Source organism: Nostoc sp. 'Peltigera membranacea cyanobiont' 232 (genome assembly GCF_002245985.1).
Lineage (GTDB): Bacteria > Cyanobacteriota > Cyanobacteriia > Cyanobacteriales > Nostocaceae > Nostoc.
In genome coordinates, this window is the sequence record NZ_NOLK01000036.1 from 13,239 (window position 1) to 37,865 (window position 24,627).

Annotated in this window: 25 protein-coding genes; 17 read left to right on the forward strand and 8 right to left on the reverse strand. The window is 40.5% G+C overall.

The genetic code is table 11. The features are described from left to right. The first annotated feature begins 247 nt into the window (after nucleotides 1-247). The 5 genes from CDG79_RS14475 (at nucleotide 248) to arsS (ending at nucleotide 5,051) form a co-directional block, all read left to right on the forward strand. On the forward strand, nucleotides 248-535 hold the full coding sequence (locus tag CDG79_RS14475; protein WP_094342738.1) for a Mo-dependent nitrogenase C-terminal domain-containing protein: 288 nt from the start codon (nucleotides 248-250) through the stop codon (nucleotides 533-535). Between the two features lie 195 nt (nucleotides 536-730). Further along, entirely contained in the window at nucleotides 731-1,405 is a 675-nt protein-coding gene (locus CDG79_RS14480; RefSeq protein ID WP_094342739.1) for a response regulator transcription factor, read from the forward strand. 340 nt (nucleotides 1,406-1,745) lie between these two features. Beyond that, nucleotides 1,746-2,714 carry an arsenosugar biosynthesis arsenite methyltransferase ArsM gene (gene arsM / locus CDG79_RS14485; protein WP_094342740.1) on the forward strand — a complete coding sequence of 323 codons (969 nt, stop codon included), beginning with the start codon at nucleotides 1,746-1,748 and terminating at the stop codon, nucleotides 2,712-2,714. 162 nt (nucleotides 2,715-2,876) lie between these two features. Beyond that, nucleotides 2,877-3,836 (forward strand): inorganic phosphate transporter, encoded by a 960-nt coding sequence (locus CDG79_RS14490; protein ID WP_094342741.1) that lies wholly within the window; start codon nucleotides 2,877-2,879, stop codon nucleotides 3,834-3,836. Nucleotides 3,837-4,043: 207 nt separating this feature from the next. Continuing rightward, the gene (arsS, locus tag CDG79_RS14495) at nucleotides 4,044-5,051 is read left to right on the forward strand and encodes an arsenosugar biosynthesis radical SAM (seleno)protein ArsS (RefSeq protein ID WP_094342742.1); all 1,008 of its coding nucleotides are present in this window, start codon (nucleotides 4,044-4,046) and stop codon (nucleotides 5,049-5,051) included. A gap of 383 nt (nucleotides 5,052-5,434) precedes the next feature. Here the strand turns inward: arsS and CDG79_RS14505 are convergent, their stop codons facing one another. Together CDG79_RS14505 and CDG79_RS14510 are read right to left on the reverse strand one after the other, a co-directional pair. After that, entirely contained in the window at nucleotides 5,435-5,767 is a 333-nt protein-coding gene (locus CDG79_RS14505; RefSeq protein ID WP_094342744.1) for a type II toxin-antitoxin system RelE family toxin, read from the reverse strand. Continuing rightward, nucleotides 5,757-6,020 carry a type II toxin-antitoxin system Phd/YefM family antitoxin gene (locus tag CDG79_RS14510; protein WP_094342745.1) on the reverse strand — a complete coding sequence of 88 codons (264 nt, stop codon included), beginning with the start codon at nucleotides 6,018-6,020 and terminating at the stop codon, nucleotides 5,757-5,759. The genes CDG79_RS14505 and CDG79_RS14510 overlap by 11 nt, the downstream gene beginning before the upstream one ends. Before the next feature lie 158 nt (nucleotides 6,021-6,178). Between CDG79_RS14510 and CDG79_RS14515 the strand changes: the two genes are divergently transcribed. Continuing rightward, a complete protein-coding gene (locus tag CDG79_RS14515) occupies nucleotides 6,179-7,186 on the forward strand; it encodes a zinc-dependent alcohol dehydrogenase family protein (protein ID WP_094342746.1) in 1,008 nt (335 codons plus the stop codon). Nucleotides 7,187-7,285: 99 nt separating this feature from the next. After that, nucleotides 7,286-9,445, forward strand: a complete 2,160-nt coding sequence (locus tag CDG79_RS14520) for a pentapeptide repeat-containing protein (RefSeq protein WP_442946209.1) — start codon at nucleotides 7,286-7,288, stop codon at nucleotides 9,443-9,445. A 152-nt stretch (nucleotides 9,446-9,597) separates the two neighbouring features. Here CDG79_RS14520 and CDG79_RS14525 read toward each other — a convergent pair whose 3' ends face one another. Together CDG79_RS14525 and CDG79_RS14530 are read right to left on the reverse strand one after the other, a co-directional pair. Beyond that, nucleotides 9,598-10,164, reverse strand: coding sequence for a DUF2808 domain-containing protein (locus tag CDG79_RS14525; protein ID WP_094342748.1), 567 nt, complete (start codon nucleotides 10,162-10,164; stop codon nucleotides 9,598-9,600). Between the two features lie 22 nt (nucleotides 10,165-10,186). Further along, the gene (locus CDG79_RS14530; protein ID WP_094330124.1) at nucleotides 10,187-10,624 is read right to left on the reverse strand and encodes a DoxX family protein; all 438 of its coding nucleotides are present in this window, start codon (nucleotides 10,622-10,624) and stop codon (nucleotides 10,187-10,189) included. A gap of 244 nt (nucleotides 10,625-10,868) precedes the next feature. Between CDG79_RS14530 and CDG79_RS14535 the strand changes: the two genes are divergently transcribed. Beyond that, nucleotides 10,869-13,043, forward strand: coding sequence for a DEAD/DEAH box helicase (locus tag CDG79_RS14535; protein WP_094342749.1), 2,175 nt, complete (start codon nucleotides 10,869-10,871; stop codon nucleotides 13,041-13,043). 218 nt (nucleotides 13,044-13,261) lie between these two features. Here the strand turns inward: CDG79_RS14535 and CDG79_RS14540 are convergent, their stop codons facing one another. After that, nucleotides 13,262-14,137: an SMP-30/gluconolactonase/LRE family protein gene (locus CDG79_RS14540; RefSeq protein WP_094342750.1), complete on the reverse strand. Its 876-nt coding sequence runs from the start codon at nucleotides 14,135-14,137 to the stop codon at nucleotides 13,262-13,264. 111 nt (nucleotides 14,138-14,248) lie between these two features. Further along, nucleotides 14,249-14,854, reverse strand: coding sequence for an SMI1/KNR4 family protein (locus CDG79_RS14545; RefSeq protein WP_094342751.1), 606 nt, complete (start codon nucleotides 14,852-14,854; stop codon nucleotides 14,249-14,251). Between the two features lie 81 nt (nucleotides 14,855-14,935). Between CDG79_RS14545 and CDG79_RS14550 the strand changes: the two genes are divergently transcribed. Then, entirely contained in the window at nucleotides 14,936-15,661 is a 726-nt protein-coding gene (locus CDG79_RS14550; RefSeq protein ID WP_094342752.1) for a Uma2 family endonuclease, read from the forward strand. A 45-nt stretch (nucleotides 15,662-15,706) separates the two neighbouring features. Here CDG79_RS14550 and CDG79_RS14555 read toward each other — a convergent pair whose 3' ends face one another. After that, entirely contained in the window at nucleotides 15,707-16,645 is a 939-nt protein-coding gene (locus CDG79_RS14555; RefSeq protein WP_094342753.1) for an NAD-dependent epimerase/dehydratase family protein, read from the reverse strand. A gap of 257 nt (nucleotides 16,646-16,902) precedes the next feature. Between CDG79_RS14555 and CDG79_RS14560 the strand changes: the two genes are divergently transcribed. The 8 genes from CDG79_RS14560 (at nucleotide 16,903) to CDG79_RS14595 (ending at nucleotide 24,010) form a co-directional block, all read left to right on the forward strand. After that, nucleotides 16,903-18,057, forward strand: a complete 1,155-nt coding sequence (locus tag CDG79_RS14560; RefSeq protein ID WP_094342754.1) for a glycosyltransferase — start codon at nucleotides 16,903-16,905, stop codon at nucleotides 18,055-18,057. A gap of 99 nt (nucleotides 18,058-18,156) precedes the next feature. Then, the gene (locus CDG79_RS14565) at nucleotides 18,157-18,915 is read left to right on the forward strand and encodes a sugar transferase (protein ID WP_094342755.1); all 759 of its coding nucleotides are present in this window, start codon (nucleotides 18,157-18,159) and stop codon (nucleotides 18,913-18,915) included. Between the two features lie 364 nt (nucleotides 18,916-19,279). Further along, entirely contained in the window at nucleotides 19,280-20,359 is a 1,080-nt protein-coding gene (gene gmd, locus CDG79_RS14570; RefSeq protein WP_094342756.1) for a GDP-mannose 4,6-dehydratase, read from the forward strand. 24 nt (nucleotides 20,360-20,383) lie between these two features. Continuing rightward, nucleotides 20,384-21,328, forward strand: a complete 945-nt coding sequence (locus tag CDG79_RS14575; protein WP_094342757.1) for a GDP-L-fucose synthase family protein — start codon at nucleotides 20,384-20,386, stop codon at nucleotides 21,326-21,328. A gap of 72 nt (nucleotides 21,329-21,400) precedes the next feature. Then, nucleotides 21,401-21,979 (forward strand): 5-formyltetrahydrofolate cyclo-ligase, encoded by a 579-nt coding sequence (locus CDG79_RS14580; protein ID WP_094342758.1) that lies wholly within the window; start codon nucleotides 21,401-21,403, stop codon nucleotides 21,977-21,979. A gap of 36 nt (nucleotides 21,980-22,015) precedes the next feature. After that, entirely contained in the window at nucleotides 22,016-23,026 is a 1,011-nt protein-coding gene (locus CDG79_RS14585; protein ID WP_223278151.1) for a catalase family protein, read from the forward strand. Nucleotides 23,027-23,283: 257 nt separating this feature from the next. Next, the gene (locus CDG79_RS14590; RefSeq protein ID WP_143855482.1) at nucleotides 23,284-23,562 is read left to right on the forward strand and encodes a hypothetical protein; all 279 of its coding nucleotides are present in this window, start codon (nucleotides 23,284-23,286) and stop codon (nucleotides 23,560-23,562) included. Between the two features lie 106 nt (nucleotides 23,563-23,668). Then, nucleotides 23,669-24,010 carry a hypothetical protein gene (locus CDG79_RS14595; protein ID WP_094342761.1) on the forward strand — a complete coding sequence of 114 codons (342 nt, stop codon included), beginning with the start codon at nucleotides 23,669-23,671 and terminating at the stop codon, nucleotides 24,008-24,010. A 121-nt stretch (nucleotides 24,011-24,131) separates the two neighbouring features. On the opposite strand, the gene CDG79_RS14600 is transcribed toward CDG79_RS14595, so the two are convergent. Next, a complete protein-coding gene (locus CDG79_RS14600; protein WP_094342762.1) occupies nucleotides 24,132-24,596 on the reverse strand; it encodes a hypothetical protein in 465 nt (154 codons plus the stop codon). Nucleotides 24,597-24,627 lie beyond the last annotated feature (31 nt).

Genomic DNA, 24,627 nt, shown 5'->3' on the forward strand with positions numbered 1-24,627 from the left:
CCAACGCACTGGCTCTCATATAAGGAAATGCAGTTCGGCAAAAAAGATATGTTCGCTTTAACAAATTATCGGGAACTATCGCACTTGAATGTGTAGTCAATCAATGTACATAGAGACTGATTTCATCTTTGTGGAGAACCAAAAAACAAAGAATCAGTGCATAAAACTATAGAACCTAACCGTATGTATTTATATAGGTTCAGATACAACAAACTCAATCTAGTTTGAAATTTTAAGGTGAAAAATTATGACAAGCTTTATCAAAATTCAGTCAAAAAATGACCTACTGCACCCACTCCGCCAGTGGTTGGAAACGATAGAAATTCATAACTCCAAATTGGCTCATTTTCTGTGCAAAGCGATCCCTGCTCAGTGTCCCTTTGAGCAAGACATCAGGCTCCTTGGCCGGAAGCTATTTCATATCCCTCCAATGTGTAAATTAAATCCCCTATACGAAGAAGTGGTTGGTTTGCGTTTTAAAGCGCTCTGTTATCTTGCCGATGAATGCGGTGAAGATATTGCAATCTATTGCTAATAGCCAGTCAAGTCGTTCTTCGATCGAGCAGCCATCGGTATTTGAAAACTTACGGTTGTTACTTACTCAGCTTTATACTAAGCTAACTTACACCTAATTTTAGATGTTTGGCTATGTAAGTAGCTGGCACCTCACTAAAGTGTTTCCAGACAGTATTTCTACTTACCGTACCCTGCTGAAATTATTAATATCATCATGACGCACATCTTACTGGTTGAAGATGAAGTCAAACTGGCGCGATTTGTCGAATTGGAATTGAATTATGAAGGCTATCAAGTCAGTATTGCCTACGATGGATTAACTGCACTTACCGCAGCGCGTGAGTTACATCTAGATTTAGTAATTTTAGACTGGATGTTGCCAGGTTTGTCAGGGTTGGAAATTTGCCGCCGCCTGCGAAGTATTGGCGATAAAGTGCCGATAATCTTATTAACCATCAAAGATGAAGAGAGCGATCGCATTGCAGGCTTAGACGCTGGTGCTGATGATTACCTCGTTAAACCCTTCAGCGTTGATGAATTATTAGCCAGAGTTAGCGCTCATCTGCGAAAAAATCGGCAAGTAGACGTTGCAGATGTTTTAGAATTTGAAGACCTGAGTTTAAATCGTCGCACTCGCCAAGTGTACCGAGAGCAGAGGTTAATTGAGTTAACTGCTAAGGAATTTGATTTATTAGAATATTTGCTCGCCCATCCGCGACAAGTAATTACTTGCGATCGCATTTTACAAGAAGTCTGGGCTTACGACTTCATGGGCGATGCCAACATCATTGAGCTTCATATCCGCTACCTGCGTCTGAAACTTGAAGCCAATAACGAAAAGTCCCTCATTCAAACAGTGAGTGGTATCGGCTACAAATTGCATGATTGAATTTGTTATGGGGAATTGGAAATTGGGAATTGGGAATTGGGAATTGGGAACTTGTACTGAGCGTTGTCGTGACGCAGCCTCTCGTAAAGAAGTATTGGGAATTGAGAATTGAAAATAGGAGCGGAGTGCAATGAGCAGAGGGGAAAACTACTCTCCCATTCCCTATTCCCCATTCCCCATTCCCCATTCCCAATATTAAATTTCGATGAACACAGAAGCCCAAAAGCTTTTATCTTATGAAGATTTGGGGTTTTTGGCAATATCAGCAAAAACTCATCCAACTTAGGGTTAATTATACTAGGATGCACAAAGCTGTCATCATCTAATAATCTAAAGTGGCATGACCTATCTAGAAACAGCAGCCCAATTCTACCGCGAAGTTGCCGAAACCCCGCAAGTTGGACTTTGTTGTGTGCAAAGTACACCTCTGCAATTACCAGGATTAAAAGTTCCTTTGGCAATGCAGGAAATGAACTATGGTTGTGGCACCACCGTTCATCCCACCGAACTAGGAAAGCAACCGACTGTGCTTTATGTCGGCGTTGGTGGCGGCTTAGAAGCTTTGCAATTCGCTTATTTTTCCCGCTATGCAGGTGCTGTAATTGCCGTTGAACCGGTTGAAGCGATGCGGGAAGCAGCCACACGCAATCTGGAAATTGCTGCTCAAGAAAACCCGTGGTTTGACACCAGTTTTGTGGAAATCCGCGAAGGCGATGCTTTTAACCTACCCATTGCGGATCTTCGCGTTGATATTGTGGCGCAAAATTGCCTTTTCAATATTTTTGAGCCAGAAGATTTAACCCGTGCTTTAAAAGAAGCCTATCGGGTATTAAAACCAGGGGGACGTTTGCAGATGAGCGATCCCATTGCTGCTAGTCAAATTCCGGCACATCTTCAAGAAGATGAACGACTAAGAGCCATGTGTTTATCAGGCGCACTCACATATCAAGAGTATACTGAACGGATTACAAATGCTGGCTTTGGTCAAGTTGAAATTCGCGCCCGTCGTCCTTATCGTCTACTAGATTCCCAGACTTATAATCTAGACAATCATCTACTTTTAGAAAGCCTGGATTCTGTCTCCTTTAAAGTTGCTATTCCCGACGATGGCGCTTGTATTTTCACGGCAAAAACAGCAATTTATGCTGGCTCGGAACCCTTCTTTGACGACTCAGCAGGACATCTACTCCAGCGAGGTATTCCCGCAGCAGTGTGTGATAAAACTGCTGCTAAACTTGCGGCACTCAAGCCAACAGAAATAATTGTTACCAATTCAACCTGGCACTATAGCGGTGGTGGTTGCTGTTAATTTCTTAGGAAAGAATTCAGGTGTCAGTAGTCGGAATAATGCCTCCGGCACGCTCCGCGAACAGAACAATTCTGTGCGACTGGGGAATGAATGCACAATTTGAATATTTCACGAATTGCATTCTGAATTATAGATTCTGACTTCTTCTTTATAAACCCCAAAATGCTGTTAATTAGTCTATTTATCGCTACGCTTTTTTTAGCATATTGCAATGGTGCCAATGACAACTTTAAAGGGGTAGCAACGTTGTTTGGTAGCCGAACTACCAGCTATCAAACAGCAATTTTGTGGGCAACTTTTACAACTTTAGGTGGTGCAGTAACTGCAACTTTTTTGGCAGGTACGCTAATTAAAAACTTCTCTGGGAAAGGACTAGTACCTGATGCGATCGCTAATGCACCAGAGTTTCATATCGCAGTTGCGATCGCTGCTGGTTTAACTGTACTGATCGCAACCCTCATCGGGTTTCCTGTTTCCACAACTCACAGTTTAACAGGTGCTATTGTTGGTGCTGGATTAGTAGCCTTCGGACTCCAAGTCAATTTTGCAGTTTTGGTAAATTCCTTTATTTTACCTCTATTACTCAGTCCCATCATTGCTATTTCCTTGGGAGCAGGAATTTACAGCTTGTCTGGCTATATCAATTCCAAGTGGAACCTACCAGTCAATCAGAAAAGAATTGATGCTTGCCATTTTATCAGCGCTGGAATTGTCAGTTTTGCGAGAGGATTAAATGATACTCCTAAGATTTTCTCAATCGTTCTAATTATTGAGTATTTTTCGATTCAGGGGGGAATGATCACAATTGCGATCGCAATGGCACTTGGCGGTTTACTCAACTCCCAAAAAGTTGCTATCACTATGAGTGAAAAGATTACTTCATTGAATCATATTCAAGGCTTATCAGCAAATATAGTAACTGCAATTCTGGTCATTATAGCTAGCCGATTTGGTCTTCCTATTTCTACCACTTATATTTCAGTTGGTTCTATTTTTGGAGTAGGATTAACTGGTAAAAAAGTTAATCTACGTGTTTCTTATCAGATATTATTACCGTGGATTTTAACTTTACCTACTGCTGCAATTATTAGTGCAATAACCTACAGATTATTGCAAGGTTAGAGGATGTTTGAAAAGTCCTATTGTAGGTATCAAAACGTTCTATATCCCCCTAAATCCCCCGATAAATTGGGGGAAGAATCAAAGTCCCCCAATTTATCGGGGGGTTGGGGGGGATCGCTAAGTGCCTAAAATCACGGCGAAATTCTTTTCAAACATCCTCTTAGAAAATTTGAATATATTTCTACCATATTTAAGGGATAGTAACTAATGCAAACTCAATCACAAGTAACGCTAGATTCAACAGTCACATCATTTAAAGATAAACTCAATTCCCCTTTGACAAAAAAGGGAATCACTGTTTTACAAATAAATCTAGGTAAGCGCTGTAACCTTTGCTGTACACACTGTCATGTTGAAGCTGGGCCAAAACGTACAGAAGAACTTTCTCCTGAAATTTGCGAACAATTGATTTCGCTAATTTATAAATCTCCCGAAATTAAAATTGTAGATTTAACTGGTGGCGCACCAGAAATGAATTATGGATTTAAGTTATTAGTAGAAGCAGCTAGAGCATCTGGGAAGCAGGTAATTGTCCGGTCTAATTTGACTATTTATTTTGAAGATGGATTTTATGATTTACCAGAATACTTTGCTCAACACCAAATAAGAGTTGTAGCTTCCCTACCTTGCTATTTAGCAGATAATGTTGATAAAATGCGTGGCTCTGGTGTTTTTGATAGTTCAGTCAAAGCTTTACAATGGCTTAATCAACTCGGCTATGGTAAAGAACAAAATTTAATTTTGGACTTGGTATTTAATCCCCAGTTACCCACGAATGAAAAATTCTCCTTAGCTCCCGAACAGACTAACCTAGAACGAGATTATAAAATGTTCTTACGAGAACATTTTAATATTGTATTTAACAACCTCTTCACCATTACCAACCTTCCAGTTGGTAGAACAAAAATGCATTTAGAACGGAGAAAACTGTACACCAGCTATTTGCAGTTTTTAGAGTCGCATTTTAATCCTGGCACAGTTGAACATTTAATGTGCCGCGATGAACTTTCAATTGATTATCTAGGAAATGTGTATGATTGTGACTTTAACCAGATGATGAATTTGCCTGCAAAAACTCGCAATGGTGAAACCTTAACAGTTAGCAAATTGCTAGAAGCTGGCAGTTTAGACCTGATTAGTGAGATCCAAACGGCTGCTTATTGCTATGGTTGTACTGCTGGATGTGGTTCTAGTTGTGGTGGTGCTTTGCTTTAAAGACAAATAACAGGGCTTACGCAAACAACAGCCAAAACCCTTATTTTAGGGTAGGGGCAATTCATGTAGACGCAAAGCGGCTTCCCGCAGGGTATTGCCCCTACAGCGTATACCTGAGAGTATCATTGCAAAAAAAAGTCTGTTACCAAAATTGTTACGAGTGCGTTGTTGTTGGGTGGTTACTTTATCATGATATATACTTAAACTCCTCACACCACACTGAAAGCCGTGAAACATTATGTTTTGCGGTTTTTTCCTTTTTAGGAATGATACACCTGGGACAATCGTGCTGTGAGATGAGGTGCGATCGCATCTTTCTACCCCTTCTAAAGAATTATCACTCTTTTCAGTGCTTATATGCAAAAAAAGCTTATTCTCATACATTACTCCAGCAATCTCTGCAAGAGTGTATAAATGTCCCCTTTGTCACCCTCTTTCCGTAGTCCTACCCCAACCACTAAAACCACAACTTTCTCTAGTTCTACTTTATAAATAATTCTGTAGCGTTGACCTACAGCCCTGACACTACGATATCCTTTCAGCTTGTCAATTAGAGGTTTTCCCTGCTTTTCTGGATCTATTTTGAGTTTGTCGATTCTATCGCTCAAAGATTTCTGATGACACCGATCCTTAACACTAGTCAACATTTCTAAAGCTAGCGGTGTCAGTTCAATTTCATAGTCTGTGTTAATGGGTTGTGGTATATCAGAGTCCAAGTTGGGCCTTTGCTTCCTTCCAGCTAATGGTTTCTTCCCGTTCCCCTTGGCTTATACTCTCCTGTAGTTGATGGGCAAACTCCCGATCAGATAAGATTACCAAGGTTTCTAACAAAGATTCAAATTGTTCAAAGCTAAGTGCTGCCATTACTGGCTTACCATGCTTGGTGATGATTACTGGTTCATCTTTCAACTCATCCGGCAAATCTAATAGTTGTCGTCGAGCTTCCGTAATGGTTAAGTACTTTGGCATAGAAATAAGTGTACACTTAAATGTACACTTATTATAACCTCAACGGGATGTCTACGAAGGGCTATGCGATCGCAGTTTTCCCTCAGACATAACTTTGTATCCACCCTCTGCGCTAAAGTTGCATAAGAACGTGCATCTAAAGCCAGGAGGAAAGAGTCGTGAAAGCAGTCTTGATGACAGCAGCTGGCAGTCCCGAAGTTTTGCAAGTACAGGAAGTACCAAACCCTGCTGTTCCTGTTGGGAATACTGAACTTTTAGTACGTTTGGTGGCAGCTGGCATTAACCCCATTGATACTAAACTTCGTAGCCGAGGCACTTTCTACCCCGATCGCACGCCGACAATTTTAGGATGTGATGGTGCAGGTATAGTCGAAGCGGTAGGTGCTAGCGTTCAGCGTTTTCGCGCAGGGGATGAAGTATACTTTTGCTACGGCGGATTGGGCGCACACCAAGGTAATTATGCTGAATATACCGTTGTGGATGAGCGGTTTGTGGCACCCAAACCCGCGTCTATCTCCTTTGCCGAAGCAGCCGCAGCACCTTTAGTATTAATCACCGCCTGGGAAGCTTTATACGAACGGGGACGATTGTCACCTGGGGAACGAGTTTTTATTCATGCGGGTGCTGGTGGTGTCGGTCATGTAGCAATTCAATTGGCGAAACTCAAAGGTGCTACTGTTGCTACCACAGTCAGTTCTGAAGAAAAGGCTAATTTCGTCAAAGAACTCGGTGCAGACCATGTAATTTTTTACAAACAAACGGACTTTGTGCAAGCGGTATTAGATTGGACTGGCGGCGAAGGCGTAGACTTGGCTTTTGATACCATAGGCGGCGAAACCTTTCACAAAACTTTCCCCGCAGTGCGAGTCTATGGCGATATTGTGACGATTCTCGAACCAGATGCCAATACTGTTTGGAAAACTGCTAGATTACGCAATCTCCGTATTGGTTTAGAATTAATGCTCGCACCAGCGTTGCTAGGATTGGAAGAAAGCCTCCAGCACCATGCAGAAATTCTCGAACAATGTGCCACCTGGATCGATGAAGGCAAGTTAAAAATCCATGTTAGCCACAAGTTTCCTTTAAAAGAAGCGGCTAAAGCCCACCAACTAATTGAAAGCGGTTCTGTGACGGGTAAAATTGTTCTACTAATTAGCGACGATTGATCGAACAATTTGCACAATTTATTTTTTCAAACTAGATGCACGCAAAAGTTAAACGCAGAGTTACACAGAAGGGTTTCTTTGCACTCCTCTGCGCTTTTCGTGTTCCTTTGCGTTGTATCAATTCTCATTTTCCCTCTATCAACCTGGGCGGCACAAACGCAACCAGAACGTATACCCTTAACTCTGGAATTATTACAAGAACGTCTACGCACACCGACACTGCGTGAAGGCAATTTGACGGTAGATTTGCAGAAGATGGTGATTGATTTGCGCCCAGAAAACGCTAGCTTTCGCGATGCTTTTTACCAACTACTGCGAAAAGAATTAGGTGCAAAACCTCTGGGTTTAGACCTCAGCTATGCCCTGATTTTAGGGGATTTTGTGGGCAGCGATTTGGGTTTAAGAACACCGTTGTATGCTAAAGCCATTGCTCCGATTTTTACCTCTACCGAACAACAAGAACTAGAACGTTTGCGCTTTGTTTGTCTGGAGTCATTAGTGAATTCTAAAGATTGTCGATCGCTATTAGGAACAAAATCAACTCCATCCAGTGAAATTGCTGTCTTTCGTGGTGTCTTGAAACTCGTGCAAACTCGCTTCAATGGCGAAATAAAGTTCTCTAATACATTCTTTCTTCAGTCTGTGGATGCCCAAGGTGCAACTTTTCTCCAATCCACTAATTGGACTGAAACCCGATTTGGTCGTCCTGTCAGCTTTAGCGGTGGTAAATTCAAGCAACCAAGCAATTTTCAAGGTAGTATTTTTTTTGAAAAAGCTAATTTCAAACAAAGCCAATTTCAGGAATTCGCTGATTTTCAAGGTAGTATCTTTGAAAATACTGCCAATTTTAACCAAGCAACTTTTAAAGAGTTGGCTAAATTCAATAGTGTGCAGTGGCGAGAAAATGCTGATTTTTCTGATGTCCGCTTTGCCAATCAAGTACAGTTTACTAAAGCAAATTTTAATCAGTTATTTATTTTAACAGATGCGACTTTTGAGCAAGCTGCCATATTTCGAGAAGTGGAGTTTAATCAATCGGTGAATTTGCAAGGTGCAAGCATTCTCAACCAAGCAGATTTTAGCGATGCTAGATTTTCTCCAGAAGCTTGTTTAAGCGTACCTGGTTTAACTTTTAATTCTAACCAAGCAAAAATTTTAGGTAATCCCGGTCAGATTGGTAAGATGTTCTGTACCCCGACATTGCAAGGTAATCAAAATATCTTGCGGAATTTAGGGCAAAATTTTCGTCAGCAACAACAAGTTACCGATGCTAATGAACTGGAATACACAAAACAAGAACTGCGATTAGTAGAAATGAGTCGCCGTTTGACGGCTACAAATATTAATAGTGCAAGTGTTGCAAGTTTGATTAAATTAGGTTTTTCTGCAACTCAAGCCGCAGCGATCGCCCAGCGTCGTCTGATAAAATCTTTTCGTAACAGCAGTGAGTTACTGACCTTAGCTGATATCGATTTAGAAAAATATACTCAACTTAGCGTAGACGTGCAACGGCTTGTCGCTAGACATCGCTTAAGTGTTGGCGAACCCCTTTCTATCGGTGGGTGGTTACTGCAAGCTTGGAGTTGGTTGGGGTTGAGTGTACTACTGCTGTTGAGTGGCTATGGGACAAATTTTTGGTTAGTGTTTGGCGTGGGAGGAGTTGCGATCGCTTATTTCGGCTTACTATTTTGGCTAGTAGATCGCTATCGTCGCCTGCATCCCATACCAATTATTCCCACAGCTTACGAAACCATTTCCATATTAGTCAGTTTTAGCGTTTTAGAATTCTTGAGCTTCCTAGCCATCTTTCGCAATACTCAACAACCTTGGCTGACATTGGGGTGTCTTTTCATAATTCTTGTCCCCGTACCACTGGCGTTATTAATCCGACTTTATCAACAAGGTCGTTATCACGACTTAATGGACGTTTCTTACTTTACCGAAGATGGTACATTTCGCCAGTTACGATTATTGATTGGGCGTTTACCAGTGATCCCAAGGAATCAGACATTTCGGGAACGATATATGCCTCTACTGAGCGATCGCCGTTGGAACTGGCTCAACTACTATGATTTTAGTCTCAACAACCTAGTTAAATTAGGATTTAATGATATTCGCCTGCGAGACGAACACTTACCAGGGATCATCTCTGCACTTGCTTGGTATCAATGGAGTTTAGGCGTAATTTACATTACATTAGTTTTATGGACACTTTCACGCACAATTCCAGGATTGAATTTGCTAATTTATCTGAAGTAATCGGTAGTCATTGCAGCTTTGCCCTTAAATAGGCTCCAGATTTTGTTTTAGAGTTAATATTACCAAGCGATCGCTCACTTGCCGGATTGGTTCTCAATGAGATTAAGCTGTCATTACCATTTGTGTTGTTCGTAGCATTGACATCCTGGTGCTTATGGAAACCACCAGTTACTTCTATTGCTGTAAAACTGAAACCGTCCAAAACCAAGAAATTGTCCGTGAGATTTTTCACCCACCGGGAATGCTGTCACACCTAGTAAGTAGACACCAGAAAAGCTGGGATTACTCACAGGACGCAAGGCGATTGTCACTGTCTGTCCCGGAGTGACAGGCGGATCAAAGTTCACAGTAACTGTTCGTGTGTCGCGTTCGTCTGTGACTGCGCCTAGTGTTAGGCGAGATTCTTTGCGCTCGCGTGTTCCGACAAAGGCGCGGGTATCATTAAGATTGTAACGGATGTTTTCTGTTCCTTCCCTTTGTGCGATCGTCACTTTCTGGAGGGATTCTCCAGCATTATCCGGCAGGTTGATCGTGAAATAGTAAGTTCCGCCCCAAATATTCACATCTTTATAAGTAGTCGTTGCATTCACAAGTTTCGGCGGTTGAACAAAGTAGACTGTACCATCTCTAAGCTGCACCGCTTGAGTCACCGGAGGCGTTAATCCCCCAACACCCATTGCTAACGAGAGTGTTATTCCAAATAAAGTTGCAACACGCATAATTCAAATATAAAAAACGCACTCATTTCAATTTTAATTCTTTGGGAATGAGTGACTTAGGAATGATAGAAGCTTGTTTTTTCCAATCAGAAGATTTAGTGTACCACCAAGCCCAAGCAATTAAAACTCCTTGAAAGGGAAGTCTGATTACGTGTACCCAAGGTGAATTTGGTATATGTTCTAGTTGAATATGATTAACCGCCATATTGATATTGGCAGGGTAAACAGCAATAAAAAGAGCAATAAGTCCCCAAGCAGCAGCTTGACTTACAGGCGGGACTAATAAGCCGATACCACCTAAAATTTCATAAAAGCCACTGAGATAAACTAATCCTAAAGGATAAGGAAGTTGCGGTGGCATAATTTTGACATAGGGTTCTGGAATAACAAAGTGTGTCACTCCAACCACAATGATGGATATAGCAAGAACTACACGTAATATTTCCTTATACTTGTTCATGATTGTTGCCTCATTATATACTTGCCCCTATTACTTCAGTTTGACTGACGGATTTTAATCTGCCTTGAGTCAATAGGAGTAAAAATCAACAAAATTCTCCAAAATACTAAGAGATTTATCTCTTTGCCAATCATGTCTTACAGCTATATAAGCGGTTCTTTAATGTTCGCTTCACTTAGTATGATATTATTTCAACTTTATCAGTAATCAATTTATTACCTGTTACGAATTATTCATAAAAAATATGAGCGATGCTTTTAGCCGACTTGCCCCCTTCATCCAAGAATATATTTATCATCATCAGTGGACTGAATTACGACCAGTCCAAATTGCCGCTTGTGAAGTTATATTTGACACCGATGCTCACTTGCTAGTTACTGCTGCAACTGCTGCGGGTAAAACAGAAGCAGCCTTCGTACCAATTTTGACTTTATTACATGCCAACCCTGCCACAACTATAGGCGCATTATATATTAGTCCAATCAAAGCTTTAATTAACGATCAATTTGAGCGCCTCAACGACTTACTCAAAGAAGCAGATATTCCAGTATGGCACTGGCACGGTGATGTTTCTCAAAGTCGAAAAAACAAACTTTTAAAGAATCCTCAAGGAATTCTCCAAATTACACCAGAATCTCTAGAAAGTTTGTTAATCAACAAAAATAACGACCTACTCCGCTTATTTGGTGACTTAAGATTTGTCATTATTGATGAAATTCACGCCTTTATGGGTTCCGAACGCGGTTGTCAAATTATTTGCCAATTACAACGTTTAGCAAGGTTGACGCAAAGACAACCACGCCGGATTGGTTTATCGGCAACTCTTGGTGATTATTCAATAGCTGAAGATTGGTTGCGTTCAGGAACAGATAAATCAGTGATTACACCACAAACCGATGGGATAAAACGCCAAATAAAATTAGCTGTAGAACATTTTTATATTACTGATGAAATAGATGAATCAGAGGCAACAGATTATGAACAATATATTTTCAACCTTAGCAAATCTCGGAAATGCCTAATATTTGCTAATAATCGCACGCAGACTGAATCTGTAATAGCATCTTTGCGACAAATTGCCACAAAACAAGGACTACCAGATATATATCATGTGCATCATGGAAGTATATCTGCTAGCTTGCGGCAAGCTGCTGAAAATGCCATGCGTGAACCCAACAATCAAGCAGTTACTGCTGCCACTCTAACTTTAGAATTAGGTATAGATATTGGTCATTTAGAGCGAGTTATTCAGTTAGAATCACCCTTGTCTGTAGCTAGCTTTTTACAGCGCTTAGGACGTGGTGGTAGAAGGGGTGAAGCTGCCGATATGCGCTTTGTCTGTGCTGAAGAGAAACCATTATCAGAAGCTTCTCTACCAGAACAAATACCCTGGCAACTGTTGCAGTCTATCGCTATTATTCAACTTTATTTAGAGGAGAAATGGATTGAACCAATCAGACCGATTAAATATCCTTTGAGTTTGCTTTATCACCAAACAATGAGTATTTTAACAGCAACAGGAGAACTTTCGCCTAATGCCTTAGCTAAACAAATTTTTAGCTTACCGCCTTTTGCTGCTATTTCCAAAGAAGATTTCCAATTATTGCTCCGCTATTTAATTGATATTGGTCATATTCAGCATACTGAACAAGGTAAATTAATCCTGGGTTTGGCAGGAGAAAGGATTGTGAGGAAGTTTCAGTTTTATGCTGTCTTTGCTGAACAGCAAGAATATATTGTTAAGCAAGGTGCAACAGAAATTGGCAGTATAGTTACGCCGCCTGCTGTTGGCAATCAATTTGCTTTAGCTGGCAGAAGTTGGGAAGTTGTAGAAGTGGACTTTAAAAAGAAGGCTATTTTTGTAAAACAAGCCGAGGGCAAAGCTAGTATTTATTGGCGCGGAAGTGGTGGCACTATTCATACCAAAGTTTTACAACGAATGCAACGAGTTTTATTTGAAAATATCGAGTATAGTTATTTGCAAAAAAATGCTTTACAACGGTTACATCAAGTTCGCCGATTGGTGCAGCAGGTTGGATTAGATAAACAAAATATCTTAGAATTGGAAAAAGGGAAATGCTATATTTTTCCCTGGATGGGTACGGTTGCTTATCGCACTTTAGAAAGATTACTCAACTCCTACTGTCGAGAATCGTTGGAAATTATCAGTATTGGCGGATTAAATCCCTATTATTTCACAATTAAATTAGGCAAGGGTAAATTTAAATCTCTTTATCATGAAATTGCTTCATTGTGTGAACAAAGAATTACCCCAGAAGATTTACTCAGTACTTCAGAAGCACCAGAAATTCAAAAGTACGATCGATTTATTCCTCATCCACTTTTACGAAAAGCTTTTGCTAGCGATTATTTAGATATGAGAGAACTCCAACAGCAAGTGGCATTGTGGAGAGAATAGACAATAATACAATATTTTAATTATCTTAAAATTCCTATGGCAATCTTAAATGAGTTGTGTTGGCATAGCTTACCGTAAGCAGAAATTATTATTTTCAACGAACCGCAGAGACGCAGAGAAGCCAGTGCGTTGGGAGGGTTCCCCGATTTTTAGCAACTGGCGTGACACAGAGAGGGAAATAAAGAGAGGTTTTCACGAATGATTTAGAACTGCTATTTTCACCCAGAAAAATTATAAGCAGGTAATCCAGTAACATCAGTTTGGAGAGCAAATAAATCACCAGAGGAGAAACTTTTATCGATTTCTGCTTGGCTGAGTCCAACTGAAGCAGTGGTAATGTAAAGTGTTCGCAAATCCTCGCCCCCAAAAGCGCAGCTAGTTGGCAATTGCACAGGTAGTTTTATCCGCAATATCTCTTCCCCTCTGGGGTTGAAACGAATCACACACCATCCACCCCACATAGCTGACCAAATATGTCCTTCACTATCTATTGTCAATCCATCTGGGTAGAAGGATTCATGAGTTAAATCAACAAAAATCCGACGATTAGTAATGTTTCCTGTTACGGAATTAAAGTCGTATGCATATATTTTTTGCTGAGGAGAGTCTGTTAAGTAAAATGTTTTTCGATCGGGACTCCACCCCAGACCATTAGAGATAGTCAATCCTGTTTCCATTACATGCAATGAACCGTCAGTTTCATAGCAATAGAGGCTAGCCTGGGGTTTCTCCAAAGAACACATTGAGCCGAACCAGAAACGTCCTTGAGGGTCATATTTACCATCATTGAGACGATTATCTGGCAAATTTCCTTCAATTTCCAAAATGGGGGTAACTTCACCTGTTTGGGTGTTGAGAAATGCTAGGTGATGACGCAGCAACATAATTAGTTTATCTTTACCTGCTGTTGCGATCGCGCCTACCACATCTCCTACATTAAAAAACAAGTCTTTCCCCGTAGCAGGATTGAACTGATGTACCCGATGGTTGTAGATATCAACCCAGTAAATTACGTTTTGGGTAGAATCCCAGATGGGCCCTTCACCTAAGCGGGCACGGGATTCTAGAACATTGTGGAGTGGATATTGTTCCATAAGCAGTTAATTTGAATATTAAATAATGTATACATCTTTACCCAATATCTACTGAATCTCTACCATTAAGTTCTTGGTTTAACTTATAACATCTGGATTTTATGCGTTTTATCATTCTTTTGAATTTAAACCATTTTGATAATAATAATTCGGGTTAAAATTTACTATAATTTTTTCTTCTAAATCATAATTACATTCCAAATCTCTATCTTCGTCCAAAAAATAAGCGTTTTGTTTATAACATTCCGTAACTATTAAAATAAAATCTTTAATATTTTTACAAATTATATATAAAACATCATCTTTAGGAGTCCATACAACTGATTGATCGTCTGACAAAGTTCTGACGCAATAGTAATCACCTCCGCTACCGTATAAAAAAGGAATCATATCTGATTGCCATTCCCAAGAGTCTGGATTTTTATGTACGCTCTGCAAAAGATTTATAACACTATCTACTTTATCAATTTCGATTAAATCGTATCCAGTAAGTAAATATGTAGGAAAATCAAAATTTTTAGGAAGTTCCAAATCACATCCTTTAGCACATGAATATATAGCGATTAAACCTTCAGGAATTGGATGAGTTGTAATGCTATTCTGAATTTCATCATCGAGTAAACCTTCTTTTAAAACAGCAATGTATCCAGGTCTTTGTTTTTCAATAATTTCTAGGAGATTTCTGAAATATTGTTGAATATTTTCTCGCTCATTCATTTTCAAAAATTTGTCTTTTGATTTTCGCCAAACCTTTGTCCTGATCCGTTAACTTAAAATTAGTCGGTCAGGATTCCCCTTATGTACCAAACAGACCCTCCGCGCCCTCCAAAAGAAACCCTACCCACCATGTACGATCTTCCCAGTGAATACCCGGAGGACTCTGGTTTGCCTGACGAATTTCACCTTTTTCAGCCCCAACTTCTGCGCGAAACCTTCTGTCCACCTAACTATCCAGCAGAGGAGGTATTTGTTGCCAGTGACTTAAACCTTTACTATGACCTCCGCCATACACTATGGTACAAACGCCCGGACTGGTTTGCTGCTGTGGGAGTTTCGCGTCTCTACGAACAGCAAAACTTGCGTCTGAGTTACGTCATCTGGCAAGAAGGGATTGCTCCTTTTGTAGTGGTAGAATTGCTTTCTCCTGGCACTGAAAAAGAAGACTTAGGACAAACTCTACGGGAGATTAACCAACCACCAACCAAATGGGAAGTTTATGAGAGGATCTTACGAATTCCTTACTACATTGTGTTTGACCGCTACACCGACAAACTCCAAGTATTCCAATTAGTTGCAGATAGTTACAGCGAATTGGACTTGAGTACTCCAAGGGTATGGATGCCGGGTTTGGAACTGGGCTTAGGACTTTGGCAAGGTTCTTACCAACAAATTGAGCGATTATGGCTACGTTGGTATGATGCATCCGGGAATTGGCTTCCCACACCGCTAGAACGAGAAAGTCAACGTGCTAACAGATTAGCAGCACAGCTGCGAGAGTTAGGCGTTAACCCTGATGAGTTATGAAGATGCGAAAAGCATCAGTAGAGGCACACGCCTGTATGCCACTACTCACAACGCTTGTAAAATCTCCTCATCTACAGAAAAATCAACATCAGCTTTGTCTTTTGCATTAGCTAAATAATCATTTTCCAAAGAGTCTTGCAACCCAGAAATCAAATCATATTCAGGCTGCCAGTTTAATTCTGTTTGCGCTTTATGCACCGAAGCAAAGAAATGCTGCACCCGCATCGGAAAAGCTTTACGTTTGCCAAAATCAAACTTTTTAGGGTCGTAATGGACGATTTTTACCGCATCGGGTGATTTGCCAGCCGCTACAGCGCTAGCACGGGCTAAACCATCAAAAGTGACAAAGCGATCGCCAGATATATTATAAATCTGTCCTATGGCCTGTTGATTACCCAAAACCTGAGTCATTGCTAGTGCCAAGTCTTTTACATGCCCTAGCTGCGTAATGTGCAACCCATTTCCAGGGATAGGAATGGGGCGATCGCGCACAATCCTATCAAAAAACCAGCCTTCCAACTCATTATAATTACGAGGCCCGTAAATATAAGTAGGACGAATAGAGGTAAAGGGCAATCCCAATTGAGTCAGATAAGCTTCTGTTTCATGTTTACCCTTATGGCGACTTTTGGGATCTACTAAATCTCCTTCGACATGGGGTAGTTGATCGGATTTGAGATACACTCCCGCAGAACTCATATATATAAAATGTTGCACTCGCCCTTGAAAAATCTCTGCAAGTGGTTGAGTATCAGTAAGTTCCCGGCCATTATTGTCAAAAATGACATCAAAGTTTTCTTGTGATAACTTTGCCTTTAATTGGGTAGCGTCAGTGCGATCGCCTATAATTTGTCCTACTCCCTGTAAAGAAGGTACTGTCCGATTTCCCCGATTGAACAGCACCACCTCATGTCCTTGTTCCACTAGTAATTGAGTCAAATAGACACCAATGAACCGAGTACCACCCAGAATTAGAATTCGCATAAATTCACCTTTTCCATATCAGTTGTCGTCAAGGACTAGGGATTGGGGACTGGGGAGACAAGGAGAAATAACCATTCCCAATCCCTAATACTCCAATCTGAGGTTATCAGGTTGCAGCATCCATCTGGAACATCTCAAGGAAAGATTGCGTCCTATGTGCTAATCTGGTGCGCTTCCCGTTAATTAATCAGAAGGGGAAACTTTTCAGTTAACGTCATCAAGTTGGTCTTTGTATCTTCCATTTATTCAAGTTAGCTGTGCCCTTGAAATATGCTCTGGTTCATGAGTGGCTGACACCCAAAGCCACCGGTGGTTCAGAACTCGTTGTCCGAGAAATTTTGAATCACATTGATGCTGATTTGTATGCTCTGATCGATTTTGAATCCAGCAATAGAGAAAGTTATTTATATAACCGTCAGATTGGCAAGACGTTTCTCCAGAACTTTCCATCTGCCCGCAACGGTATACAAAAATACTTGCCTTTGTGGCCCTTGGCAATCGAACAACTTGATTTGCGGCATTATGACGTAATTCTGTCTTCATCTCACGCTGTTGCCAAAGGAATCCTGACCACTCCCGAACAGATGCATATTTGCTACTGTCACAGCCCTATGCGCTACGCCTGGGACTTGACTTTTGATTATCTGCGCTACAGCAAACTGGGTAGTGGCTTACCTGGGTGGGTGACGCGATATTTATTACATCGTTTGCGCCAGTGGGATGTATTGAGTGCCAATCGCGTTGATTACTTCATTGCTAACTCGCAACATACAGCTCGGCGGATTTGGCGTTGCTATCGACGAGAAGCAACAGTCATTTACCCACCAGTGAATATTGCGGAATTTCCGTTCCTGTCTGAGAAAGAGGACTTTTACCTGACAGTTTCCCGCTTAGTGAGTTACAAGCAAATATCGCTGATTGTCAAGGCTTTTAATCAACTAAAACGACCATTAGTAGTTATTGGTACAGGAGATGAAATGAACAAGATTCGCGAGATGGCAAACTCTAATATCCAAATACTCGGATGGCAACCCGATAATGTGGTAAAAAAATATATGTCTAGGGCTAAGGCGTTTGTGTATGCAGCTTGTGAAGATTTTGGGATTGCCCTAGTGGAAGCACAAGCCTGCGGCACGCCAGTAATTGCCTACGGTGCAGGGGGGGCACTCGAAACAGTGCGAGATATCCGCTCTTGTGTGGATACAGGGACAGGTATATTTTTCCAGACGCAAACCGAGGCGGCTTTAGTGGAGGCAGTAGAAAAGTTTGAAGTATATGAGGGTTCGTTCAGTTCCGAGTATATGCGATCGCACGCCGCGCAGTTTTCACCGCAAATCTTTGCAGATCGTTATCTAAATTTTGTAAACAAATGCAACGAAAAAGACCGTTTTCGGAATGATGGTCTTGGTTAACGTCTTATTTTTTTAGGCTTTTGGCAATTTTCCCCCAGAAGCACATCATTTTGGCTTTAATATTGGGACTATGTGTGGTGTGGATTATTAAGGAGTATGATGACTGCCCAGAGCTCACTCCTCTCCGGCAAGCGAGGCGTACGGCAAGACACTAGAGCGTCTACGCGTACTTTCTTAAAACGCGGTCAAAAAACAAAGACGCCGAAAGTTAAGCCCAAAGGTTTATCTTTTCAGGGTTTAAACGGAGAGTTTGCCAAACGACTGTTCGATATAGTGTTTTCGCTGTCGGTATTAATTTTGTTCTTTCCCGTCTACTTAATTTTGACCTTGCTGATTGCCTTTAGCTCAGAAGGCCCAATTTTTTATGTCCAGGAACGGGTAGGGAAAAATTACAAAGCGTTTAATTGTATTAAATTCCGAACAATGGTAAGCAATGCGGACGAAATCCTCATGCAAATGATGGAAACATCGCCCGAATTACGACAAGAATTTGAGAGCAGTTTTAAGCTGAAACAAGACCCCCGGATTACCAAAATTGGTCGATTTTTGCGAATTACTAGCTTAGACGAATTTCCCCAGTTCTGGAACGTTTTAAAAGGGGATATGAGTGTAGTCGGCCCCCGACCCTTGGTAGCAGAAGAACTACCAAAATACGGTTGTCACATTGATGAGATTTTAACAATCCGTCCAGGAATTACTGGTTTGTGGCAGGTATCTGGGCGTAATGATATTCCCTATCCTCGGCGAGTCCAAATAGACCTGCATTATGTCAAATTTAGGAATTTCTGGCTTGATTTATGGATCATCTTGAAAACTGTTGATGTGGTAATTCTACCAAAAAATAACGGGGCATACTGAGCAAATACTTAGGTTCGACGATCTGGGGCAGTTAATGCCCCTAAAAACCTAATTTCAAATATCTATTTTATTTAGTCTTCACAAAACCAGATATATATGAAATTTTGGCAAAAAAAACGACGTATATAAAAAGAATGTTGATATATCTGATAAAAGAAAAATATACATACTTAAACAATCCTGGTTTATTTTAAGGTTGAGCTTAGGGATTAAATTACTTTTTGTTAAGTATATTTATTTACGGAAAAAGTCTCATAACAACAAGAACTCGTAGGTTTCCCATTAGGCAATTCAGTAATTAGCTGCTAGGTTGTATCAGATTGCCTGTAACTTTTTAATCAAAGATAATAAGGGATAATTGAGCATGACGCAACAGAAGCGAGCGTTGATTACTGGTATCACGGGTCAAGATGGTTCATATTTGAGTGAGTTTTTACTAGAAAAAGGTTATGAGGTTCATGGAATTATTCGCCGAACTTCTACCTTCAACACAGACCGCATCGATCACATTTATGAAGACCCCCACAAAGACGGGGTGCGGTTGTTTCTTCACTACGGTGACTTGACAGATGGTACAACGTTGCGGCGTATTTTAGAAGAAGTTAAACCAGTAGAGATTTACAACCTCGGCGCTCAATCCCATGTCAGAGTTAGCTTTGATTCACCAGAATATACGGTGGATGCTGTAGGAATGGGGACACTGCGTCTGTTGGAAGCAATTCGAGACTACCAACACCGAACTGGAATTCAGGTGCGATTTTACCAGGCAGGTTCTTCAGAGATGTACGGTTTAGTACAAGCAGTACCTCAAAATGAGACAACACCCTTTTATCCCCGCAGTCCCTATGCCTGTGCGAAAGTTTACGCCCATTGGCAAACTGTAAATTATCGTGAGTCTTATAATTTATTTGCTTGTAACGGTATACTTTTTAACCACGAGTCACCAAGACGGGGTGAAACCTTTGTAACCCGCAAAATTACTAGAGCTGTGGCTGGTATCGTTGCTGGTAAGCAGAAAAAGATTTACATGGGTAATCTAGATTCCAAGCGAGATTGGGGCTATGCAAAAGATTACGTGAAAGCAATGTGGTTGATGTTGCAGGAAGACCAACCAGACGATTTCGTAATTTCTACTGGTGAAACCCACTCGGTGCGGGAGTTTTTGGAACTGGCATTTAGTTATGTAAATCTCAATTGGCAAGATTATGTAGAGTTTGATGAGCGTTACCTGCGTCCATCTGAGGTAGATTTACTGATTGGCGATTCTACAAAAGCACGCCAGAAGTTGGGCTGGAAAACATCAGTAACCTTTGAAGAACTAGTTTCCTTAATGGTAGAAGCAGACTTACAGGCATTGGGTCACACTTCACCCAATGGAAATGGTTCGCAATTTCCACATGATATTGCTACTGTTCGTCAAGAACTGGGCGCTTTGCACTTCTGATTCGCACCACAGAGGATAAAAAATATGACCGCCTTAGAACTAAAAAATCAACGAATTCTCGTCACTGGTGGGTCGGGGTTTCTAGGCCGTCAGGTGATAGATCAACTGTGTAAAGCAGGGGCCGATCGTGAGAAGATTACAATTGTGCGATCGCGCGACTGCGATTTGCGTGTTTGGGAAAATAGCCAACGGGCAGTTGATCAACAAGACATAATTATTCACTTAGCAGCTCATGTGGGCGGCATCGGTCTAAACCGCGAAAAACCCGCAGAGTTGTTCTACGATAACTTGATCATGGGAACCCAGCTAATTCATGCTGCCTATCAAGCTGGAGTAGAAAAATTCGTTTGTGTTGGCACAATCTGCGCCTATCCTAAATTTACCCCAGTGCCATTTAAAGAAGACGATCTTTGGAATGGCTACCCAGAAGAAACCAACGCTCCCTACGGAATTGCTAAAAAAGCGCTTTTAGTTCAATTGCAATCTTACCGCCAGCAGTACGGTTTTAATGGAATTTACCTACTGCCAGTTAATTTATATGGCCCAGAAGATAACTTTGACCCTGGAAGTTCTCATGTTATTCCAGCGTTAATTCGCAAAGTTCACGAAGCCCAAATTAAGGGCGAAAAGCAACTCCCAGTTTGGGGTGATGGCAGTCCTACCCGTGAGTTTCTGTATTCAGAAGATGCAGCAAGGGGGATTGTCATGGGAACTCAATTCTATAACGACTTGGAACCAGTTAACTTGGGAACGGGTTACGAAATCTCCATCCTTGATTTAATAACTATAATCTGCAAATTGATGGAGTTTAAGGGTGAAATTGTTTGGCAAACTGACAAGCCTAATGGTCAACCCCGCCGTTGTTTGGATACTGAACGGGCGAATCTTGCCTTTAATTTCACGGCTAAAGTGGGCTTTGAGGAAGGGTTAAAGAATACCATTGAGTGGTATCGTCAACACGCTGCATAACGATGTACTGGTGAATGTAGGGTGTAATAAGCTGGGCATTGCCCAGCTTATTTGTTTGATGCTATAAATTTTATGGACAAAGTTGATCGTCAACTAAATAAAGCAGAACTACGCCACACTCTACTTAAAACACGCCAATCAATGTCCGTTGGAGAATGGAGAGAAAAAAGCGATCGCTTATGCTCTCATTTACAAAACTCTACTTTATTCACCGAAGCAAAAAAAACAATACTTGCTTATTTTAGCTTTCGCCAAGAACCTGACCTCAGTCCACTATTTGCAAACACCAAATATCGTTGGGGATTTCCTCGTTGCGTTGATAAATCCTTGTGTTGGCATATTTGGACACCTGGCGATTCTATCCAAAGTGGCGCTTATGGCATTACTGAACCACACCGCGACGCTCCAATCATAGATGCTGCTGAAGTAGATTTGATTCTCGTCCCTAGTGTAGCTTGCGACTATCAAGGATATCGCTTGGGTTATGGCGGGGGATATTACGATCGCTTGCTCAGTTTACCGCAGTGGCAGACAAAACCGACTATCGGAATTATCTTTGATTTTGCCTATTTGTCCCAAATACCTATTGAATCTTGGGATAAACCACTACAAGCTGTTTCTACAGAAACCGGATTGACTAGGAAAGGCTAAGGATTCAGGATGATGAAGACACATCATAAAATATTTATGACTAACCCAACATCATCTACCACTGAGCAGGAAGCAATAATTGACGAGATTATTGCAAATAGTCTCCAAGCTCAACAAAAAACAGGCCCAGACCTCCGGCAAATTCATAGCAAAAGTCATGGACTCCTGGCAGGAGAGTTTATTATTGAACCCAATCTTCCTGAAGACTTGAGAGTAGGTTTGTTTAAAACACCACAAACCTATCCTGCATGGATTCGTTTCTCTAGTGGTGGTTCGCCTAAAAAACGTGGTGAATTCACCTCCGATAGTCAGCCGGATGTTCGCGGTATCGCCATCAAGGTGATGAATGTGGACGGGCAAAAAGTTCTGGATGATGAAGAAAAAACTCAAGATTTTATCCTCAACAATTATCCAATTTTCTTGGCCAAAGACGTTCGTGATTACGCCGATATATCCAGAGCCGGAAGTGGACAACTTAGCCCAGAGCGGTTGCAGGAACTTGGTTATGCCTTTGCAATCTTGCAAAAAATTGGCAGTAATAAAGTCGGAAATCCGCTTTTGATTCAATATTGGAGTATGGCTCCATTTAAGTTTGGGAATCGCATTGTAAAACTATCTGTCAAATCTCAACAGCCGGAACAACCACCCGAAACACTTCCCGAATCAGAAAATTACCTTCGGGAAGCAATAGTCAAATATTTGACTGAAGAAGGTAAAGAAGCATCTTTTGACTTCTTCATTCAGTTTTATGTAGATGATGAAAAAACGCCGATTGAAGACCATGTTATAGAATGGCAAGAAGCAGATTCACCGTTTATTAAAGTTGCGACTGTCCGCATTTTCAGTCAGAAATTTGACTTTGAAGAACGCAAACGTTTAGATGAGGGTTTGCTGTTTTCTCCTTGGCATACACTGTTAGATCATGAGCCTGTTGGCAGTGTGAATCTCTCTCGCAAGAGGCTTTATAGCGAACTTGCAAAGTATCGACGAGAGCAAATTGCCCAACGCTTGCGGGAACCACAACCTTATGTAGCGGTTGAAGATTAACTACTGTAAATTAGCTTCAGACTGCAAGATAAATCTTTTACATCTGTGTGTGCAGTATCTCAGTTTCTAGCAATTATATCTGATTATTGAAATTTGAAAGCCCCAGATTCCCGACTTCTCTAAGAAGTCAGGAATCTTGTTTTTAACAAATGATTTTAGGACTGCTGTAGATTGTTTTTATGCGGATAATAGCTCAAAAAATCTGATAAATGTTTAATTTATGCAACACAATGCCTTTTGTCAATTGGAGACAAACTATGAAGGAAGATAGTGAACTAACTGAAAAGCTGAATAATATGTTAATTGAATCCGCAGATAAAGAATCTGTTATTAAGTTCTTGAGATTGAGTAATTATTCAAAAGCTGAATCAATTGGAATTTTAAAAAAGGCTTTGAGTATTTCTTATTGTGAGGCACAAGATATCATTCACAATAGTCAAACATGGAGTGATGTAAAAGAATTTGATGCAAAACTAATGAACGACTTCTTTGATGTACTGGAAGAATTAGGGAGTTCGGAAAGTGAAGAAACTTAATTATACTCATACCTGAATAAATTCCATAACAGAATTAGGTGAATTGCTTTAACCAGATTTTTGATGATAGGTTAAGATAAAATTAATCAAATCATCAAGTAAACCTATGTCTGACTCAGTTCAGTATGTCACTAACGCACGGGGAGATAAAGTTGGAGTACTGTTAGATTTAGAAACTTACCAACAGCTAACTAACTTATCTATAGATTCTGAATTATTGATTGGTTTAAGCCAAGATGAGTTGCAAGCTTTGGCAGAAAGTTATTTATCTCCCAAAGCTCAGATACAATTACAGGAATTATTAATTAAAAACTCTGAGAATGATTTGTCACATGACGAGACCGAAACCTTAGACAGATTATTGGCGCAGGTTGACCAATTAAATATTCTTAAAACTAGAGCTAGATATACCTTAAATATTTTTCAAAATAAACAGCAAGTAGCGTGAGTGTTTACATTCCTGTTGAATTAAAAAAGGAAATTCACAATAATTTTGCTTCTTCTCATTGCAAGTCTCTAAGCGCAAGCAATAATTATATATAGGTTTCACTGTATTTAAATATTTAAAATTATCCAAGATTTTCCCATTCACCCCATTCATCCTTACACCAGCCAAGACTACGCCAATGCCCATTATCATTAGATTGTTTTTCAAAAGCAAATGAAAGAAAGCTTTCGCCTGTTTTTAGACGTAACCGATTGTTACCAGTAGTATCGAATAAAAATAGTACAATACTAACATGAAAAATATCCCCCGACTCTTCAGTTCCTATAATATCGCCACCAATTAAGGCTGACCAAGTTACAGATAGAGGGAATTCTCCTTTTTCATCAGTCCATATCCAACGACCAAATGATGGACAATTCGGGTTTTCAATATTTAATTGAATTTGACTATCGCGGTAAAAATCGTGGACAACAAACTGATGAAAATCATCTAATAGAGAATCTATGATTTCATACCATGTTTCTTTGCTATATGCTTTTTCTTCTTTTCCTGCATTCCAAAGCTTCTGTTCAAGTTCTAAATTCATCTTTTAATATCCCAAAATAGTAGGTTTAGAA

Coding starts and splice junctions, on each gene's coding strand:
- CDG79_RS14475 (WP_094342738.1), top strand. CDS start 248: ATGACAAGCTTTATCAAAATTCAGTCAAAAAATGACCTACTGCACCCA.
- CDG79_RS14600 (WP_094342762.1), bottom strand. CDS start 24,596: ATGAATTTAGAACTTGAACAGAAGCTTTGGAATGCAGGAAAAGAAGAA.
- CDG79_RS14530 (WP_094330124.1), bottom strand. CDS start 10,624: ATGAACAAGTATAAGGAAATATTACGTGTAGTTCTTGCTATATCCATC.
- CDG79_RS14590 (WP_143855482.1), top strand. CDS start 23,284: ATGAAGGAAGATAGTGAACTAACTGAAAAGCTGAATAATATGTTAATT.
- CDG79_RS14565 (WP_094342755.1), top strand. CDS start 18,157: ATGACTGCCCAGAGCTCACTCCTCTCCGGCAAGCGAGGCGTACGGCAA.
- CDG79_RS14510 (WP_094342745.1), bottom strand. CDS start 6,020: ATGCCAAAGTACTTAACCATTACGGAAGCTCGACGACAACTATTAGAT.
- CDG79_RS14525 (WP_094342748.1), bottom strand. CDS start 10,164: ATGCGTGTTGCAACTTTATTTGGAATAACACTCTCGTTAGCAATGGGT.
- CDG79_RS14540 (WP_094342750.1), bottom strand. CDS start 14,137: ATGGAACAATATCCACTCCACAATGTTCTAGAATCCCGTGCCCGCTTA.
- CDG79_RS14535 (WP_094342749.1), top strand. CDS start 10,869: ATGAGCGATGCTTTTAGCCGACTTGCCCCCTTCATCCAAGAATATATT.
- CDG79_RS14480 (WP_094342739.1), top strand. CDS start 731: ATGACGCACATCTTACTGGTTGAAGATGAAGTCAAACTGGCGCGATTT.
- arsS (WP_094342742.1), top strand. CDS start 4,044: ATGCAAACTCAATCACAAGTAACGCTAGATTCAACAGTCACATCATTT.
- gmd (WP_094342756.1), top strand. CDS start 19,280: ATGACGCAACAGAAGCGAGCGTTGATTACTGGTATCACGGGTCAAGAT.
- arsM (WP_094342740.1), top strand. CDS start 1,746: ATGACCTATCTAGAAACAGCAGCCCAATTCTACCGCGAAGTTGCCGAA.
- CDG79_RS14585 (WP_223278151.1), top strand. CDS start 22,016: ATGACTAACCCAACATCATCTACCACTGAGCAGGAAGCAATAATTGAC.
- CDG79_RS14550 (WP_094342752.1), top strand. CDS start 14,936: ATGTACCAAACAGACCCTCCGCGCCCTCCAAAAGAAACCCTACCCACC.
- CDG79_RS14545 (WP_094342751.1), bottom strand. CDS start 14,854: ATGAATGAGCGAGAAAATATTCAACAATATTTCAGAAATCTCCTAGAA.
- CDG79_RS14595 (WP_094342761.1), top strand. CDS start 23,669: ATGTCTGACTCAGTTCAGTATGTCACTAACGCACGGGGAGATAAAGTT.
- CDG79_RS14555 (WP_094342753.1), bottom strand. CDS start 16,645: ATGCGAATTCTAATTCTGGGTGGTACTCGGTTCATTGGTGTCTATTTG.
- CDG79_RS14580 (WP_094342758.1), top strand. CDS start 21,401: ATGGACAAAGTTGATCGTCAACTAAATAAAGCAGAACTACGCCACACT.
- CDG79_RS14490 (WP_094342741.1), top strand. CDS start 2,877: ATGCTGTTAATTAGTCTATTTATCGCTACGCTTTTTTTAGCATATTGC.
- CDG79_RS14575 (WP_094342757.1), top strand. CDS start 20,384: ATGACCGCCTTAGAACTAAAAAATCAACGAATTCTCGTCACTGGTGGG.